This window comes from Halobacillus sp. GSS1, from assembly GCF_017307035.1.
GTDB lineage: Bacteria > Bacillota > Bacilli > Bacillales > Halobacillaceae > Halobacillus > Halobacillus litoralis.
In genome coordinates this window covers 163,152-181,131 of the sequence record NZ_JAFLHE010000004.1, presented here as the reverse complement: position 1 = coordinate 181,131, position 17,980 = coordinate 163,152, and the positions used below count along the sequence as shown (strand labels likewise).

14 protein-coding genes are annotated in these 17,980 nt (G+C 43.4%); 1 reads left to right on the top strand and 13 read right to left on the bottom strand.

Going from position 1 to position 17,980, the window contains the following annotated elements:
* Positions 1–6: 6 nt before the first annotated feature.
* The 12 genes from pseI to J0K78_RS11070 all read right to left on the bottom strand — a co-directional run bounded on the left by pseI (position 7) and on the right by J0K78_RS11070 (position 14,442).
* The gene (gene pseI, locus J0K78_RS11125; protein WP_206946985.1) at positions 7–1,056 is read right to left on the bottom strand and encodes a pseudaminic acid synthase; all 1,050 of its coding nucleotides are present in this window, start codon (positions 1,054–1,056) and stop codon (positions 7–9) included.
* A complete protein-coding gene (gene pseH, locus J0K78_RS11120) occupies positions 1,046–1,591 on the bottom strand; it encodes a UDP-4-amino-4,6-dideoxy-N-acetyl-beta-L-altrosamine N-acetyltransferase (RefSeq protein ID WP_206946983.1) in 546 nt (181 codons plus the stop codon). Before pseH ends, pseI begins: the two co-directional genes overlap by 11 nt.
* Positions 1,584–2,579 carry a UDP-2,4-diacetamido-2,4,6-trideoxy-beta-L-altropyranose hydrolase gene (pseG, locus tag J0K78_RS11115; RefSeq protein WP_242517850.1) on the bottom strand — a complete coding sequence of 332 codons (996 nt, stop codon included), beginning with the start codon at positions 2,577–2,579 and terminating at the stop codon, positions 1,584–1,586. The genes pseH and pseG overlap by 8 nt, the downstream gene beginning before the upstream one ends.
* A 50-nt stretch (positions 2,580–2,629) precedes the next feature.
* The gene (gene pseC, locus J0K78_RS11110; RefSeq protein WP_206946979.1) at positions 2,630–3,838 is read right to left on the bottom strand and encodes a UDP-4-amino-4,6-dideoxy-N-acetyl-beta-L-altrosamine transaminase; all 1,209 of its coding nucleotides are present in this window, start codon (positions 3,836–3,838) and stop codon (positions 2,630–2,632) included.
* A 13-nt stretch (positions 3,839–3,851) separates the two neighbouring features.
* Positions 3,852–4,796, bottom strand: a complete 945-nt coding sequence (locus J0K78_RS11105) for a dTDP-glucose 4,6-dehydratase (RefSeq protein WP_206946977.1) — start codon at positions 4,794–4,796, stop codon at positions 3,852–3,854.
* A 69-nt stretch (positions 4,797–4,865) separates the two neighbouring features.
* Entirely contained in the window at positions 4,866–6,275 is a 1,410-nt protein-coding gene (locus J0K78_RS11100) for a hypothetical protein (protein WP_206946975.1), read from the bottom strand.
* Between the two features lie 17 nt (positions 6,276–6,292).
* A complete protein-coding gene (locus J0K78_RS11095) occupies positions 6,293–7,297 on the bottom strand; it encodes a UDP-N-acetylglucosamine 4,6-dehydratase family protein (RefSeq protein ID WP_206946973.1) in 1,005 nt (334 codons plus the stop codon).
* 302 nt (positions 7,298–7,599) lie between these two features.
* Positions 7,600–8,970 carry a hypothetical protein gene (locus tag J0K78_RS11090; protein WP_206946972.1) on the bottom strand — a complete coding sequence of 457 codons (1,371 nt, stop codon included), beginning with the start codon at positions 8,968–8,970 and terminating at the stop codon, positions 7,600–7,602.
* Between the two features lie 2 nt (positions 8,971–8,972).
* Positions 8,973–10,217: a surface carbohydrate biosynthesis protein gene (locus J0K78_RS11085; RefSeq protein WP_206946970.1), complete on the bottom strand. Its 1,245-nt coding sequence runs from the start codon at positions 10,215–10,217 to the stop codon at positions 8,973–8,975.
* 79 nt (positions 10,218–10,296) lie between these two features.
* A complete protein-coding gene (locus tag J0K78_RS11080; RefSeq protein ID WP_206946968.1) occupies positions 10,297–11,724 on the bottom strand; it encodes a hypothetical protein in 1,428 nt (475 codons plus the stop codon).
* Between the two features lie 12 nt (positions 11,725–11,736).
* Positions 11,737–13,152, bottom strand: a complete 1,416-nt coding sequence (locus J0K78_RS11075; RefSeq protein ID WP_206946966.1) for a hypothetical protein — start codon at positions 13,150–13,152, stop codon at positions 11,737–11,739.
* A 306-nt stretch (positions 13,153–13,458) separates the two neighbouring features.
* Positions 13,459–14,442, bottom strand: a complete 984-nt coding sequence (locus J0K78_RS11070) for a ring-cleaving dioxygenase (RefSeq protein ID WP_206946964.1) — start codon at positions 14,440–14,442, stop codon at positions 13,459–13,461.
* A 245-nt stretch (positions 14,443–14,687) separates the two neighbouring features.
* On the opposite strand from J0K78_RS11070, the gene J0K78_RS11065 reads away from it, so the two are divergent.
* Positions 14,688–16,082 (top strand): L-cystine transporter, encoded by a 1,395-nt coding sequence (locus J0K78_RS11065; RefSeq protein WP_206946962.1) that lies wholly within the window; start codon positions 14,688–14,690, stop codon positions 16,080–16,082.
* 40 nt (positions 16,083–16,122) lie between these two features.
* Here the strand turns inward: J0K78_RS11065 and J0K78_RS11060 are convergent, their stop codons facing one another.
* Complete coding sequence (locus J0K78_RS11060) at positions 16,123–17,970, bottom strand: gamma-glutamyltransferase family protein (RefSeq protein ID WP_206946960.1); 1,848 nt, start codon at positions 17,968–17,970, stop codon at positions 16,123–16,125.
* Positions 17,971–17,980: the final 10 nt, after the last annotated feature.

Here is a 17,980-nt window from a genome sequence, read left to right as displayed (position 1 = left end):
CCTTTTTTACCCAATAAGATCCCATGACATCGGTGTCCCTCTCTTCACATCAGCATTCACTCTTTTTCCGAGAAGCCGTTCATAATACTTCGGCGGCAGACCGAACCCGGGTCGAATGGACCGGAGATTATCCTTCGTAAGAATATCGCCAGCCTTTAAATCCTCGGTAATGTACAAGGACCTGCGAAACTTTCCCGAAGCCTTCTCACTATCTGTCGCGCCATAGCTTACCTGTCCCAGCGCCTGCCATGCACGCTTAGTTTCCAGAACTAGGGCATTCATTTCATGCGGTTCCAAGGAGAATTGAGAATCCACTCCTCCATCTTTTCGAGCTAATGTGAAATGCTTCTCTACAACCGTGGCCCCGAGGGCCACGCTTGCAACAGCTACCCCTGTTCCCATGGTGTGATCAGACAAGCCAACCTGGCAATCGAACAGTTTCCGCATATGAGGGATGGTCGTGATATTGGAATTTTCCGGGGTCGCTGGATAACTGCTCGTGCACTTCAAAAGAATGAGATCCTCTCCTCCTGCTTTCCGGAAAGTATCAACCATATCTGCAATCTCTCCAGCGGTCGCCATTCCTGTAGAGATGATCACCGGTTTCCCTGTTTTTGCGACTTTTTGTATTAATGGTAAATCTGTATTTTCAAAAGAAGCAATTTTATAAAGAGGAACGTCCAGACTCTCTAAAAAATCTACGGAAGACTCGTCAAAAGGAGTACTGAAACCGATCATCCCGAGTTCCCTGCAGCGTTCAAATATTTTTTCATGCCATTCCCAGGGTGTATAAGCTTCTTTATATAGTTCATAGAGGCTTTTCCCTTTCCATAGGCTCCCAGAGTCAGCGATCTGAAAATCTTCCCCCTTGTGGTCGAGGGTCATCGTATCAGCAGTGTAAGTTTGGATTTTCAATGCATGTGCTCCGGCTTCCGCCGCTTTTTCTACGATATCGAGAGCTCGCTCCAACGAATGATTATGGTTCCCTGACATTTCTGCAATGATGAACGGAGAATGATTGTGTCCGACGAAACGTTCACCTACTTTAATTTCCACCCTCCTGCCCCCTCATTAGTGTTTTTCTTCTTTTATTCCAGACATCTTTAAACAAACCCATTGGAATGACATCAATCAGCTGGTCCTCACGTTTCAGCTGTTCGACAAGCTTTCCTTCCTGTAGGAAACCAAGTTTTTGATGATAACGAAGGGAGGCAATATTAAAATCCAGCACCTCGGCACACACTTTCCTGATGCTGTCATTTTTGAATATCAAATCCAACGCCAACATCCCCATGACGGTTCCTGCCCCTTTCGGGGCCCGTTGATCCCCAATATAAAAGCCCCAGTCACACGTCCCATTTTCGAGATCGATGTTCGTAAAGCGGACGACACCGAGAGGACGTTCTTGGTAGATGAAAATATAAAAAGAGGAAGATGTGTTCTGTTGTTCCTTTTCGAACCAGGCGGTATGTTCTTCCCATGGGATGACTTTGTCATTGTACATATGCTTCCTGATATGTTCAGCATTCCGCCATTTCCAGATGATAGGTAGATCGGTACTTTCTACTGAACGCAGATGATACTCATTCAAATGAACCGCCGCCCATCATGTACATGGAGACCCCATATGGGTGGTGGTTCTTCATAATCTCTTTTACTGATTTCCTCACGGCTTTCAAGTAATCCGGATGAGCCATGATTTCTTGCAGCTGTGTGGCTATATGATTTGAATTCACTTCATCACTCTTTCCTAAATAAACAATAGCTCCTTTTTGTTTTAAAAAGGAGATAATGTCTGATTGGTTTGAAGCTGTTTCAATAATGAGTGATGGTAGCTTCATATAGCAGCGCTCCCAAACGGAACTCCCTCCAGCACCAATCACCAGGTCTGCTTTTTCCATCAACAAAGCGATATCCTTTGTTTGTATATGAAGATCCACCCACTGCTTTTCTCTGCAGAATGAGAGGATTTCCTTTTGGTAGGGATAGGACCTGCCGATTACGACATCCACTTTTGGTTGATACTTCAACTGACTGACAGCCCTTAATGTTTTCATGGTTTCATTGGTCGGGTCACTCCCACCGAAAGAAACCAGCAGGCGCCGTACTTCACCGTCCCACTGGTCTTTCCTCGGACGCCTTGATATAAACTCTTCTCTTAATAGAGTATAACTAGGACCAAGAAGCAGATCCGTCCCTTCCGGAATCAGTCCTTTATACCTATGTTCCATGTCCCTATATAAATTCTGATCAAGAAGTAAGTCACAATCATGAGGTCGATCTGCAAGATCATCAATCACCATCAATTTCCCGACATAAGGCCGCACCGCTTCCTCCCACTTTGCATCTAAACAGTAATGATCCATAACCAGCCACTGAACCGGTTTATTATTTTCCAATATGTGTATGACCTGTTCTGCATCTTTTTTCCAGATTACATTATCCCCACCAAGGAGTTCATAAACGGGATATCCTTGTTCCTTGATGTACTCGACGAGGTCACCATTGAGTCTTTTGCACATAAAAAAAGATTCCGCACCATGTTTAAAGAGCTGCTCAGCGAGGGTTAAGCACCTCATGACGTGGCCTGTTCCCCATGCGCTAGAAGCATCTACCCTGAATCCAATCTTCATCTGCTGTCCTCTGTATTCATTCCGTAGTAGCTTGTAACTTTTATAACGGCACGGATCACATCTGAAACATCATCCGTAGTCATGGCAGGGAATAAGGGAAGACTGATGATATGTTCATAGATTCTTTCTGCTACAGGGCACAATCCTCTCGTATAACCACGGTCTTTATAGTAAGGTTGGGTATGGACGGGCATATAGTGGACATTCACACCGATATTCTCCGCGCGCAAGGCATCAAACACCTCTCGCCTCAACCCTTTCAAAGGCCCTGCCAATTGAATGATATATAAATGGTAAGAAGAGTCTGCCCCTGCTAATTGCGCTGGAATAATCACTTGATCCAATTTCTCAAAGGCAGCATTGTAAGCTTTCACATACTCTCTTCGTTTTTCTACAAATGGATCCAATTTCCTTAACTGGCTGTTCCCCAAAGCGGCTTGGATATCTGTCATGCGATAGTTATAGCCTAAGAATTGCATTTCATATTCCCATGGATGGCGTTTCTCCAGAAGACCTCCAGGTTCACGAGTAATCCCATGGGTGCGGAACATGATTAATTTATCGTAATAGTCACGATTGTTGGTGACGATCACTCCACCTTCACCTGTTGTAATATGTTTGACAGGATGAAAGCTGAACATGGTCATATCACTGAAAGCCCCCACTTTCTTTCCTTTGTACTCCGCTCCAATCGCATGAGCGGCATCTTCGATAACGACCAGGTTATGCTTGTCAGCAACCGCCTGGATTTGATCATAATCCGCAGGCTGCCCTGTAAAATCCACAGGTATGATCGCTTTTGTTTTTGGTGTTACTAATGATGCGATCGAGCGGGGATCAATATTATAGGTCACCGGATCCACATCTGCGAAAACAGGTTTTCCGCCAGAATATAATACACAATTAGCACTGGCGACAAAGGTCAAAGGAGTTGTGATTACTTCATCTCCCCTGCCAATACCAGCTGCAAAACAAGCGGCATGTAAAGCGGCTGTACCGTTAGAAAAAGCAACGGCATACGCTGCTCCTACGTACGCGGCCACGCTTTTTTCAAATTCACTGATGGCTGGTCCCGTTGTTATAAAATCACTTCTTAAAGTATCGATGACGGCTTGGATATCCTGGTCATCGATCGACTGCTTTCCATAAGGAAGCAGCGACTTACGTACCGGGTTACCCCCCAAAATGGCTAACTTTTCTTCCACATTCTAAGCCCCTTTAAATTAATTTCGTGCTGTCGATCCAAGCTTCCGTTTTTTTAATTCCTTCTTCTAATGATGTAGCAGGCTCCCACCCTAGCAAGCTTTTAGCCTTCCTGAAGTCACACAGCAGCTTAGGAATCTCACTCTGAGGATGGATGTGCTCCACATGTGTGATGAGACCGGGGTCACCAGCAATCAATTCAGCTAAGTCATTAATGGTGATGTCCCGCCCTAGCCCTGCATTCACAATTTCCCCATTCACTTCATCCTTGTATCCTGCCTGCACAACAAAATGCGCGCAATCTTCTACATACAAAAGGTCGCGCGTCTGCTTCCCGTCTCCATAAATTTGTAAAGGGAGTCCATTCAGCTTGTTCTTAATAAAAATCGCAACAACCCCACCTTCGCCCCCCGTTTTTTGAAATGGACCATACGTATTGAAGGGACGAATAACTGTCACTGGTAAACCATAAGCATAGTAGTAGGACAAGACCATATTTTCAGCTGCTATTTTTGCACCTGCATAAGGTGAAGCTGGTTTTATTGGGTCTTCCTCACAAATCCCTTCTTCATCCTCAGCCCTGTCATAGACCATACAAGTGCTCATGAATACCATCTTAACCTGATGCTTTCTGCATTGCTCAAGCAAATAGAACGTTCCAATCGTATCATTATTAAAGGTCGTCTTCGGATCATCAATACTGTCCTGAACATTGATACTTGCCGCCAGGTGGTAGCAGAGATCAATCCCAGGGTAGAATAGACTCTCAACGGTTTTCTCATCCTTGATATCTCCATGAATGAACGCCTTAAAATTTTTGTGTACGAGAAGTTCCTCAATGTTTTCAATTCTTCCGTTCGATAAATCATCAAGTACCCACACTTGGTGCTGCTCATCCAATAATTTCTTCACTACCCAACGCCCTATAAATCCGGCGCCTCCTGTCACTAATATATTCACGCACACACCCCTCCCTTATATTCACCATGTATATTTATTCAATGGCTCACTTATTCTTGCATGTATCCATCACAACAATTGCTTCAAAAGTGTGCTAAGCCTCTCTCCCGAGTTTTTATGAGTATGGTAGGCTGTCGAAAGGAATGATTTTACCATTTGCTCCGCATAGACTTTCACTTTATTATCTAAAAAGTAATCAGAGAAGATGCTCGCTAATTTTCCTGGGTCTTCCTGAACAAGATCTCCCATTTTGGAAAAATATCCAGAATACCCCCCAAACGGTTGATCGAGGATAAATACTACTTTTCCAGCAATCATCGCCTCAAGAGCTACTGTTGAAAAATAAGTGACAACGACATCACTCATATGGATAAGATCATGCAGTTTACGTCCTGGGGACCGGAAGAGGTTCTTTTGGGATTTAGTCAAGGGATGAACTTTATGATTGGGGAAATCTTTCAGCACGATATTGAGGTTTTGTTTGACCGTGATTTTCTTCAAAAACTGATCCCAGCTTGTATAATTGGCATGACCTCTTACAATGAGAAGGACATTCTTCTTTGAAGCATCGAGACCGAGTTGGTTTTCTAACTCTTCCCTGGAAATAGTCGGGGGTTTCGAAATTAAATCGAACCTTGGATGTCCTATGATTTCTGCACCCTTCTCTTTCGCTCCTCGCTCTTTATACCAATCCATTTCAAACTGTCCATATACCGCATCAATATCCGCGACTTTAGGCAGGTAACCAATTTCTCCAGATATGATGCCATGCTGCAGGCAAACCGTTGGAATTCCGTTTTTCGCAGCTACCATGACCAGCGTGCGACTTTCCGGATAATGGGTAGAAGCAACAACGATCGCTGATATATTAACCTTTTTCAGAAGAAGAATGGATTCATTAATACGATTCACGATCTTCATGACTTGAATTAGAAACCTTTCCTTGAACGTTTCATCACTGTACATCGGGTGACCAGGGAAGGAATGGAGGATCTGCTTCGCCTTCTTCTTCATCAGCTTAATAGCTTCCGAGGCATCCTCAGAGTACTCACTGAAATATTGGTAGTCGAAACCTTTGACTCGGGAGAACGATTCTTCTCTTTCCTTCATCCCTTTCTCTTCTATGATCAGAGTTTTCTTTTTGTCAAAATACCGAAGGAAAGTTTCTTCGGGTACACGAAGCAAGTCATGCACGTCGTGGAAGACGATTTTACCTCCTTTTCCCCGCCGCCATGTCTTTTGATGTTCACTCTTGAATGCATTGAATCTCGTCTGAATAGACGTGAGTTCGACTCGTTTATTTTTTAATGCCTTTGTAAAAGCTGCTGTCTCAAGTTTGCCCATCAAACCTTCATTTTCTCGGATCAAACTCCGATAATGGCACAAATAAGCAATGGGATATCCCTTATAAACTAAGTCACTAAAATCATCGAGAAAATCAAGGTAGACTCCCCAGTAGTTTTTAGTAAACAGATCCACTCTCTTCTCCTCCTTTCTTATATCAGTCGTTGGTTTTTCAGTAATTCATATAGATCCTGAGAGGTAATCGGTGTCAATCCTGAAGAGCTGTACGTTCCGGTTGACGCTTTTCTAGCATTCTTATAAGAGACGTCTTTTCTTAAGAAATAAGGTATCACATACATGTCCGGCATCTCCCAAGCTGTCAGAGACTCTTCATGTGTCATCAATTCTTCATACATTTTTTCCCCTGGACGTAGGCCTATTTCTTCCATGACAATATCTTCAGGATTTAGATTGTGGTGCCGGCAGGTTTCTTGAATCACCAATTCAGCAAGATCCCTTAGCAATACAATCGGCATTTTCAGAACGAAAACTTCACCACCCTGTGCCTCCTGCAGTGCCTGTATGGTTAGTTTGGTTGCCTGATCCAGTGTCATCATAAACCTTGTCATAGAAGAGTCAGTCACTGTGATCTTTCCATGTTCAAGAATCTGATTTTTAAATAGAGGAATAACAGAACCACGCGAACCCATGACGTTACCAAACCTCACACTTGCAAAGATGGTCTGCCCCTCCCCTTTGCTATATTCTGCCGAAGTAAATAATCGCTCAGCGGTCAGTTTTGTAGCACCATAAGCATTTGTGGGAGAGATCGCCTTATCGGTACTTGTAAAAACTACTTTTTTCACGCTTTGTGCCAAAGCTGCGCGAACAACGTTATTCGTACCATGAATATTTGTCAGGACCGCTTCATAAGGGTTGTACTCGCAGGAAGGCACGTGCTTCATCGCAGCTAAATGAAAGACATAATCTACCCCTTGCATTGCCGTATGAACCCTGTCATAATCCCTCACATCCCCAATGAAATAACGCACATCCTTCCTCTTCCCTAGTTGATTTTGCAGCTCATGTTGTTTATGTTCATCTCGACTGAACACACGGACAACGTCTGGCGAATCTTTGAGAAGCGTTTGAACAATACTTCTTCCAATGGTCCCCGTCCCCCCGATAACTAAGATTTTCTTATCCTTAAAAAACAATCGTATCTTCCCCTTCTTATTACTATCTGGTCATCAATCCTGTAAAACAGATATGCGCCCTATGCACTCTATTCACATCCCTGATTACTATATATATTCGGAATCTAAGATTCGGTGCTAATAATAGATTAGTACCTAATACCACGTGTGAAAGAGCTTTCCCCCAGGATAGTGAGCAGCTTACCAGTCACCTCTGACTCCTTATATGGAAAACAAATCCAGTCTGAATCTTCCACTATCGAAAGCATATAATGAAGTCCACGAAGGGAGTTAACAGAACCAAACAAAAAAAGCGTTAACCATTAATCCGCTTTGGAGCGAATGTTTTGGATCAACGCTTTCAATAAAAGAGTGGACGAAGAACGCTCAGGTATATAAAAAGATTTCCTTACTTCCTCTGTTGGAACATGGGTTTGTTTTCCTTCATTAATATAGGTCACTACATCATCAACCAATTCCCCCACATCAATGTATCGTTCTACAGGTAATTTGGAGAAGTAGTCGGTGAGACCTGCCTGATTAAGTTTCCAGACGAATGTTCTCTTTCCAGCTAGAAGTGCTTCAAGAACGACTGTCGACTCATAACTGATAACAGCATCACTGTAGGAAAGTAAGTCTTCTAGATTCATGCGGGTTACGATGTGTACACGTGGATGCTTCGCATAGTGATTGTATGCCTGGCTTCCCTTTTGAATCTTTAGAATAAGCTCTGTTTCCGGGACCTTTTTCAATAATCCATCGATGATCTTGAGGTTCTTTGATTTATCTGTGTGATGATCAACGATTAATAACCTTTTCCGCTTACGGTCCGTCTGTGTTTGTTTATAAAAGAGGGAGGGATTCATGTGTTGATTGCTTGTGATTCCATCAAACCGAGGATGACCAATGATAGGAAGGTATCGAGCATCGACACCTGCAGACTGATAAAAGGCCTGTTCGTATAAACCATACACCCCTTGGTATATGGCAATCTTCGGTAGATATCCGAAAGAAGAAACAATGGCTCCGTGTTGAAGGCAGATTGTAGGGATCCCCTTCTTACGAGCGGTCATCGCTAAACTCCTTGTATCGAGGCTGTTGGTTTCACCCATTATGAGAAGAGAGACCTCTGTCTTTTCAAAAAAATGTTCCGCAGCATTCAAATACTTCATATATTTCGAAATTTGCTTTTTCACTTGAGTATGAACATTCTTCTTTCCAAACAACGGGTGTGAATGGAAACGGGTGGCAATGGCGCTGAAAGATTTTTCAACCTTTCGCACCGACTCTTCCCCATTTGCTTTATTCCCTATCAACCCGACCATCTCCATACCTTGGACTGGAGTCGATCGTATATTCGTCACGTCTGATTTCAGTAGAATGGATTCTGATAAAGGGACGAGCACAGGATAGACAGAGGAAGGAATTCGAAGCAGTTTATCATAAAAAACAACTTTCCCTTTTGTATTCTTCCATTCGTAGTCAGGAAGGTACGCATCTACCACCTTCTGGCCTCCTCTCCCTGTCTTAATGTAAGATGGATGAAGGAGATTCCTTTCCAGATCAACCCGATCCTTAAGTAAACTGTAAAAATGAATTCCGAAAGCCAGTGGATGCCCATTGTACGTCCATTCTTTAAAGCCTTCTAAAAAGTCTGCAAACAATCCCCAATAGTTCTGCTCAAACCTATCCATTATCAATCACCTGGAGAGAGCAGGAACAGGCGGTCAGCAAGTAAAGTTACCTGTATGGGGAGCTGCTCTCCTTCCACCTGATCTATCCGAGAGAAAAAGTCCCTCATTTCTTTTTCCGTAAGAGAAGGAAACAAATGACGCATTTTTTTACGCCGATCCCTTGAGAATTGATGCTTTATCTTTTTGACTTTCATCTTCCCTCCTAGTCCTTTCATTTGCATATAACCAAGGATTTGTTTGTAAGCATAGGTGGATCCTGAAGAATGGGCGCAGTACTCCGGTAAAATCTTGGACTTGGAATTATGTACCGAACCCTTTTTACTCTGTAATTTCCACAGCTGATCTTTTAAATCTTCAAATCGATTAATCCTCACACTGACATCCTGAGTGATCGGCACATCAAACTCGCGGGAACAAATAGGCTCATAGGAAAAAACGGGACGCCCCAGAAGATAAGCCTCTACCCCTGTTGTACAGCCATTATGAATCAACGCTTGCGCTCCCAACAACCAATGAACGACAGCCCCTTCACCTTTGACGATCACGTTCGGGCATGTTTTCAAATCTTGCATATAGCTTTCTTTTCGTTCAGCAGGGTGTGGTCTGATAATAAAAGTAAAATTCGTTCCTGCTGCACTGACCTTTTCGATCATATCAATGAACTCCCAATAAAGCTTACGGATATACTCGCCATGAGCATGGAGGCCATGGTCTTTTTTTCCTTTCAGCGTGTTGTATAAAGTAAACCGTGTATTAATCAATACATAGGGACCGTACTTTTCACATAACAACTTCGCTTCCTTGCGATATACTTCACGATACTTAGAGGTCAGTAAATCAAAGCGCGGATTCCCTGTTGAAATGCACTTTCCTCTCATTTCAGGATAGGCATCCTCAATGACTTTCTGTTGATGTTTCCCCCAACAAAACACCATATCCAGATAAGACATGAGCGGCCGGTTCATCCTTGTACGTAAATAAACCTTTGGATCAGTATATATCATTCCTTCCTCATCAAGGTTCATTACAGTATGATTAGAAGCTTTAGCGGCAGTTACGACGCGCTTCATGTAACTTCGCTGATATCCTTTAGCTAAAAAAAAACCAGCAGGATAAATCTGAGCAGATTCTTCTACTTTACTGTGCTCTCCTATGATAATTTGCTCTCCTTTTGAAAGTGCATGATAGGCAAGCAGCAACTTACCATGAAGTTCTCTAGACTTGATTTCAACAGGCAAATACAGCATCACACCCTCCCCTCTCTTTTCCAACTAGATCAGAATATACCTTTCCTTCAAAAGAACGTGATGTAGAAAAACGCCTAGTCTATTCTTTGATCATTTCCTGAATAAGTGTCGTCAACTTTTTTCCTGAGGTTTCTCCATTGGGATAGGCATATGAAAGAAATTTTTTACTTTTGGAATCGACTTTCTTCTTAAATTTTTGATCATTGAAGTATCGATGCACAATATGAGCAAGGCCCTCCGGGTCATCCTGTATCATTTGTCCAAGGGTGTCATAATAACCTGAATACGTAGGAGCCGGAGTAGACATCAGAAAAACAGGTTTCCCAGCGATCATCGCTTCAAGTCCGACGGTGGAAAGATAAGCTACAACGGCATCTACATTTGGCAAGAGGGTGTATAAATGATAGTTTTTCGATGAGACAGCAAATGGGAAATTGTCTGTTAATGGGTGAGGCGTACGTGGTGGCTGGTCTTTAATAATTACATTACAAGGTCCCCACTGCTCTAACGCCTTTAATAGTCTACGCCAATACTTCATATAGGCATTCCCACGGACGATGAGCAGAATGGTTCTCTTACGTCCATCTATACCAAGATCTTCATGGACTTTCTGTCTGGTAACCTTTGCACTTTGATTAATTAAATCGAATCGGGGGTGACCCACAATGCGTACAGATTCTTTCGACACGCCCAGGCCCATAAACCAATCGACTTCAAACTGACCATACACAGCATCCACATCCGCCACTTTAGGCATATAGCCATTCTCACTTCCAATGATGCCATGCTGCATACAAATTGTAGGAATATTATGTTTGGCTGCAACAATTGCCAAGGTCCTGCTTTGATAATAGTGAGTGGAGGAAAAGACAATACATGAAATAGGAAGTTGACTGATCATATTGTAAGATTCTACAATTCGATGAACGATTCGCTCCACCTGATTGTTAAATGCATCCTTAAACGTAACATGACCAAAGAGTGGGTGTGTTTTATATTTTTTCATAATCGTGGCTACCTGCTTAAGAATGGCATCCACCTTATCATCGATGGATTCATCATAATCAATCAGGTAGTATGCAGGAAGCCCTTCGGCTGTCTTCGGTATTCCATTTGTTTTCTGGGTGTTCTTGCCTCGAACATCACGAATAACAAAGGTCTCTTCCGGTTTGAAATATTTGATTACAATCTCACTTGGAAACCGAAGGAGATTCGCGGCATTATAAAGGGCTAATTTTCCATCCTTATTGCGCGGTACTTTTCTATTGGTATGACTGGCCTTGAATTCAGTGAATAACTTTTGGAAAGATTTTTTATCGTTGACCTGATAGGATAAGTGATTAATAAAGGAATCTGAGGATAGGTTTTTTTTGAGTTCAACATGATTCGTGAACAAACTTCTAAAATGACACAAATACGGAATGGATATTCCTCTAAATTTCACATCCTTAAAAACTTCTAAGAACTCCTTATAAAGGGACCAGAAATTCCTTTCAAACGTATCCATCATTTCCCCCCCCTATAACTTAATCGAGTCGATCAATTCTTTTAATTTAGCGCTACTGGTTCCAGGCTTGTGAGGATAGTGTGTCGATAAAAAATCCCGCTTCCGCTTTTCCCAATTTTTATTACTTGGGGCATTCATTACAGCAAACATATGATCAACAAGCGCATGAGGGTCGTCATGAATATACATGGATAGTTCATCGTAATAATTGGTCATGCTTGATCTGAAATCCTTCAATCTCCATAGATAGATCGGCTTACCTGCAAGCATGGCCTCAAGAGCGATGGTCGATTCATAACTGATGACAGCATCGACATTGTTCAATAAGTCATAGAGGTGGAGGTCATCGGCGAACTTCAAATGCGGAAACTCCTTCACCAATTCAATCGTTTGGGCAGACCTGCGCTGCTTTCCGTTTCTCTGTTTGATAATGATATTGACACTTCCCTGTTCACCCAAATACTTGAGCACCGCTTTCGTAAACTCCGTCTCAAGATGGTGAATCACAACAAGCACCGATTTCTTACTGTTATCCAACTTAAAATGAGAATGAAGAGCAGCCCGATTCAGTGATGACCTTTTCACCAATTCATCAAACCTCGGGTGACCGATGGATTGAAGACCATTCGGTTGAATTCCTTTCCTTTGATACCATTGAATATCTGATGACCCATACACCGCCTGATAAGTCGAAACCTTCGGTAGATATCCGAACTCCAGCATTACGATGCCATGCTGAAGACAGAGAGAGGGAATCCCTTTTAAAGCTGCGGTAAGAGTAAGGATCCTCGTGTCACTACTATTGGTAGTTCCTGTGACAAGACAGGAAACCGCGTTCTGCTCAAAGAACTTCTTAGCTGCAATAATTTGCTTCATCATCCCAGGAATCTGTTTAACAAAGGTTTCACGGAAGGCTTTATTTTTGTAAATCGGATGGACTGCTGCCCTATCGAAATGCTTCTCTGCCTTTCTCTGATATGCTTTCAATGTATTGAGATGAATCGTCTGATATTTTTCTAGACTGTCTACAGGAATCTCACCCCTTGATGATCCGTAAGCATTCGTTTTCCTCTTCAAAACGAGGGCATTTGAAGGACTGAAGTTTTCCTTCATAAGCTGATCAGGAAACCTCAGTACGTTATCATAAAAAACAACCTTTCCTTGTACCTTCCCTCTCGACTTCACTGTTTTGTTATGGAAGGGAGAAAAGTGAATATCAAATAAGGACTGCAGTTGTTTCTCATTCTTAATCTTTGTATTCAATACGGTTGATTGACTCTCAAGCCTCTCCAAAAGAACATCATTATCATGGACCAACAAGAAATATGGACAAACTAAAGGTAGCGGTATCCCCAAGTAGGACAACTGTTTAAATGCATGGATGAAATCTAAATAAGATGCCCAGTAATTATTGACAAAGGTATTCATTCCTTCCCTCCTTACGCCCTTTCCGTTTAACTATGTGACCCAGATTAACAACATACTGAACCATTTTATGTATAATCTTATTGAATAATTCACTCATACCTCGGCTCTGAGGAATATCCTTTGTCCAAAAACACCATATGAGTCTTACCGCTCTCCTCTTCCATACCATGATATGTGCACAAAATCACGCCAACAGTATCTTGTCATTTTTTAACTTCAGGCGTTCTTAAATCTCATCATAGAAGGTCTTTCTTACTTAAAAGTAAATAAAGAACCGAGGGTGGTTTCACCTTCGGTTCTTAACCGTTATTCGTATTCTTTTTCAATCTTTTTCGTGCTTCTCACTGTATCAATTGGACGCACATAATTCTCAATCTCTTCACGCTTCGGTTCAAGCTTCGGCGGAAGTGATAACTTTTCACCAAGAGTTTCATACGGTTCATCACCCATAAAACCAGGTCCGTCCGTTGCCCACTCAAATAAAATCTGCGGTGAAACTTTCGCATATAACGAACCGAAATAGTGGCGGTTAACGAACCCTGAGTTCCTTAAACCGAACTTCGACAAACGCTCGATCCATTCATCTAACGCTTCCTTATCTTCTACACGAAAAGCAGCATGGTGAACGGTGCCATATCCTTGACGGGCCGGCGGAAGAATCGTGTTGTATTCCACAATTACTGAAGCACCGTTTCCACCTTCTCCCACTTCGAACAGGGTGAACGCGCCTTCTTCATCCGCTTCCCTGAAATTCATGACTTTTTCAAGCATTTCCTTGAAGTATTCCTTATTGTCGACTCTCACGTATAAGGGTCCAAGACCGGTAATGGCGTATTCCAATGGAACGGGACCTTTCTGCCATGGTGTACCTGGGGCTACTCCATCATCGTTTTCGTCGGATACCAGCTCATAAGCTTGATCATCAAAATCGACAAAAGGAAGAACCTTCTTGCCGAACCGTTCCTGAATTCCTTTGTGTTTCACTTCCAAACGATCAAATCTCTTCACCCAGTAATCCAAGGCGTCATCACTCGGAACACGGAAAGAAGTTTTCGCAATTTCATTCGTTCCGTGGGAGCCTTTCGGAATTCCTGGAAAATCAAAGAAGGTCATATCCGTACCTGGATTCCCTACATCATCTGCAAAAAACAGGTGGTACGTTTCAATATCATCCTGGTTGACTGTCTTTTTCACAAGACGCATGCCAAGGGTATAGGTGAAGAATTCATAATTTTTCTCTGCACTACTTGTTATGGCGGTGACATGGTGAATGCCTTTCAACTCACTCATTCGTTCCCCTCCCATTTATTTTTGACTGCAATATATTTATCTCAGTTTCAAGATAAATATATATCATGAACATTGGATTGTCAATTTATTAAGTTCATACAAGAGACCGCCCGCTCATACCTTCTGTATATGGAGGCTCCATTTATTATTTTTCATGTTGACAGCTGTTAAATACTGGTGTAAGTTTAAAACCAACCTTTTCCATCGGTTTAATAAGTTAATGTCTAGAAGGAGGTAACAAAATCATGGAAACATTTCTTGTAATCGTCAACATCGCTCTTATTTTTGCGCTTATTCTTGTCCTCATCCGTATGCAGCAAAAGCACATTTCTTTCAGTAAACGTGTTTTTGCAGGGCTTGGGCTTGGAGTACTCTTAGGTGTGTACTTACAATTCGCATTTGGAACCGATTCCAGCATCACTGCACAGACAACTGATTGGTACAATATCGCAGGACGTGGGTACGTACGCTTACTTATGATGATTGTCATTCCGTTAATTATGGTGTCCATCATCCAATCCATTATCAATCTCGAAAAAACATCACAGTTGGGAAAAATCTCCTTATGGATCATCGGTGTACTCGTAGGAACTACAGCGATTGCAGCACTTGTGGGCATCGGGAGCTCCTTTTTGTTCGATTTGAATGCAAGTGAAATTGAAGCCGGTCAAGCAGAAGAAAGCCGGGGGCTATATTTAGAAGAACGCCTGACAGAGGTTCAGGATATGTCCACACCACAAAAAATTCTTGAATTTATTCCAGCCAATCCATTTCTTGATATGACGGGAGATCGCGCAACATCTACTATTGCCGTGGTCATCTTCTCCGCTATTATCGGTATCGCTGTTCTCGGTGTTCGCCGCAAACAGCCGGAACAAGCTGAATTGTTCGTCAAGATCGTCAACTCTGTTTACGCGGTAGTCATGCGGATTGTCACACTTGTCCTACGCCTCACTCCCATTGGGATTTTAGGACTGATGGCTACCACCGTAGCTCAGACCGATGTGGGAGGAATTCTGGAGTTAGGGAAATTCGTGCTTGCTTCCTATGTCGCATTAGGGGTGATGTTCATCATCCACCTTGTATTGATTGGGATCTTCGGGTTAAACCCATTCACATATTTACGAAAAGTGCTGCCTGTTCTAAGCTTTGCTTTCACATCAAGATCCAGTGCAGGAACGATTCCATTGAATATTTCCGCACAGAAAAACAGCCTCGGTGTCGAAGAAGGGGTCGCAAACATGTCTGCCTCTTTTGGTGCAACCATTGGCCAAAATGGCTGCGCGGGCATCTACCCAGCCATGCTCGCTGTCATGATTGCTCCTTCTGTGGGAATCGATCCGTTGAGCCCTGGATTCCTGGTGCAGCTTGTGTTGATTGTGGCTATCAGTTCATTTGGTGTGGCTGGTGTCGGAGGCGGAGCAACATTCGCTGCATTAATTGTGCTCTCTTCCATGAACCTTCCCGTCGCTTTAGCCGGATTGCTCATTTCAGTTGAGCCTTTAATCGACATGGGCCGTACCGCATTGAATGTCAATGGGGCGATGACTTCAGGAACCTTGACTTCACGCGTCTTGAAGACTTTGAACCTTGAACGTTTTAACGATAAAAAAGCAGTCGAAAAAGATATTGCCGTTTAACCAAAAAAGGCCTCTCCAATTAAGGAGAGGCCTTTTTCATCTATTGTGCACTACTCACATCATCCATACCATCCTGATTCCCAATCTGCCATGTTCCTAAACGACGGGGATCTCCACCCCCGTACATTTGGAGCACATCTCCGTTGGTGCGTATTCCCAGTCCCTGAATACCACCATAGAAAACAGGAGAGTCATGTTCAATGACGGAGTAGCCTTTCAAATCCCTTAAGCGGGCGATCGGCTGCTGCTCAATCAAATTCTCAACATGGACGACGTTATCTTCTGTATAAAAACGAGTGCGGCTGATTGCCTCCTGCAATGTCAGCTGCTCACCAGTGTCTTCATTCCGCCCATATTCATATTGGATCAAGGTTTGGATCAGCATGGCCGGGATCCTTTTCCCGCCAGGAGAACCGATGCCGAGAACTGCCTTTCCGTCTCTTGCGAAGATCATCGGTGAGACGAACGAACGAGGGCGTTTGCCTGGTTCATAAGCGTTCATGGAATCCTCTGCAGTATCGAAGTTGTTCATTTGATGATTTAAGAAGAAACCATCCACGTACAATCCTGAACCGAAGAATTTACCGAGTGAATTCGTCGCGGACACCATCATCCCGTTCTTATCAACAACCACAAAATGTGTCGTATTGCGGTGATCCGCTTTCTCACCTGGTGCGGTGTACAGGTCCGCAGAGCTTGTCAGTGCCTCGCCGCCGACAGAGAATTCCTCTTCAAACAACTGATTTGTATATTCCGTTGAGGTCAATTTCTCCTGCTCGACTTCTTCAAACTCAGGGTCGCCCAGGGTGTAGACCCTGTCAGTGTAGACCTTGTCGACGATCTTATTCACAAGGTGGATATAGATATCTTCATATTGTTGATCATTGACAATCTGTTCCATATTCTCAGGAAGGTTGCCATCAAGGAACGCTGGCCATCCGCCACCAGGCAGGGCATATTCCTCTTCGAGGACTTTATCCAGGTTCGCTTCCAACTGTTCCAGCATCTTCAATGCCTGAATCACAATGATTCCGGATGTTGGAGAGGAGCCGGCATACAAAGTCTGGCCCTTGAATTCACCTTTGGGCGCAGGGCGCTTACCGACTTCATAAGCTCCAAGATCTCCCGGTTGGAAACCGAGCTGGCTTGTTAATGAGTCAGCAATCTCCCCTTCATAAAAAGATTCTGCCCCTTGCTGCTGCAGTGTTTTCAATGTTTCCGCAAGTTCTGCCTGTACAAGAGTATCATTGATCTGTAACGGCCGGTCTTCAGGGTAAAACATGTTGTAAATGGCCGGATCTTCATTCCCTGATTGAATGAAACGTCTGGAGTTCTGAAGCTGCTCATTAAAGATCCGCCCGACTTTGATGCCTTCTTCACTGTGAGTAACGGCATCTTCCAGCAACTCATTCCACTCCATTTTGTCTCCGTAATCTTCGTAAACCTCGCCCATCCCTTTCACAAAGCCAGGCACAGCAATTCCACGTTGTGGGCGCGCTCCGCTAACAGGAGCCGCTTCCCGATAATCATATGTGATGGCGCCTTCGTCCGGTTCGTGGACAATCATTTGTCCTCCTCCGCCGATGCCGGAGCCATAGGGTTCCACGACATTCAGAACAAAAGAGACAGCGATCGCTGCTTCAGCAGCATTCCCTCCCTCATTGAGCACTTTCATGCCCGCTTCTACCGCGAGTGGGTGCACAGCACTGACGCCGTACACAAAGGCTTCTTCCTCTGAAGAAGTATCCACTTCAACCGTCTCCTCACGCCCCTGAACTTCATAAGGCTCACGGAACTGGTCAAACTCTTCTTCAAAATAAACATTCCATCCAACTAAGCCGACGAAAATAATGCCGGCAAGTATATAGGTCACTTTCAAATCATTCAAACCTGCGGAC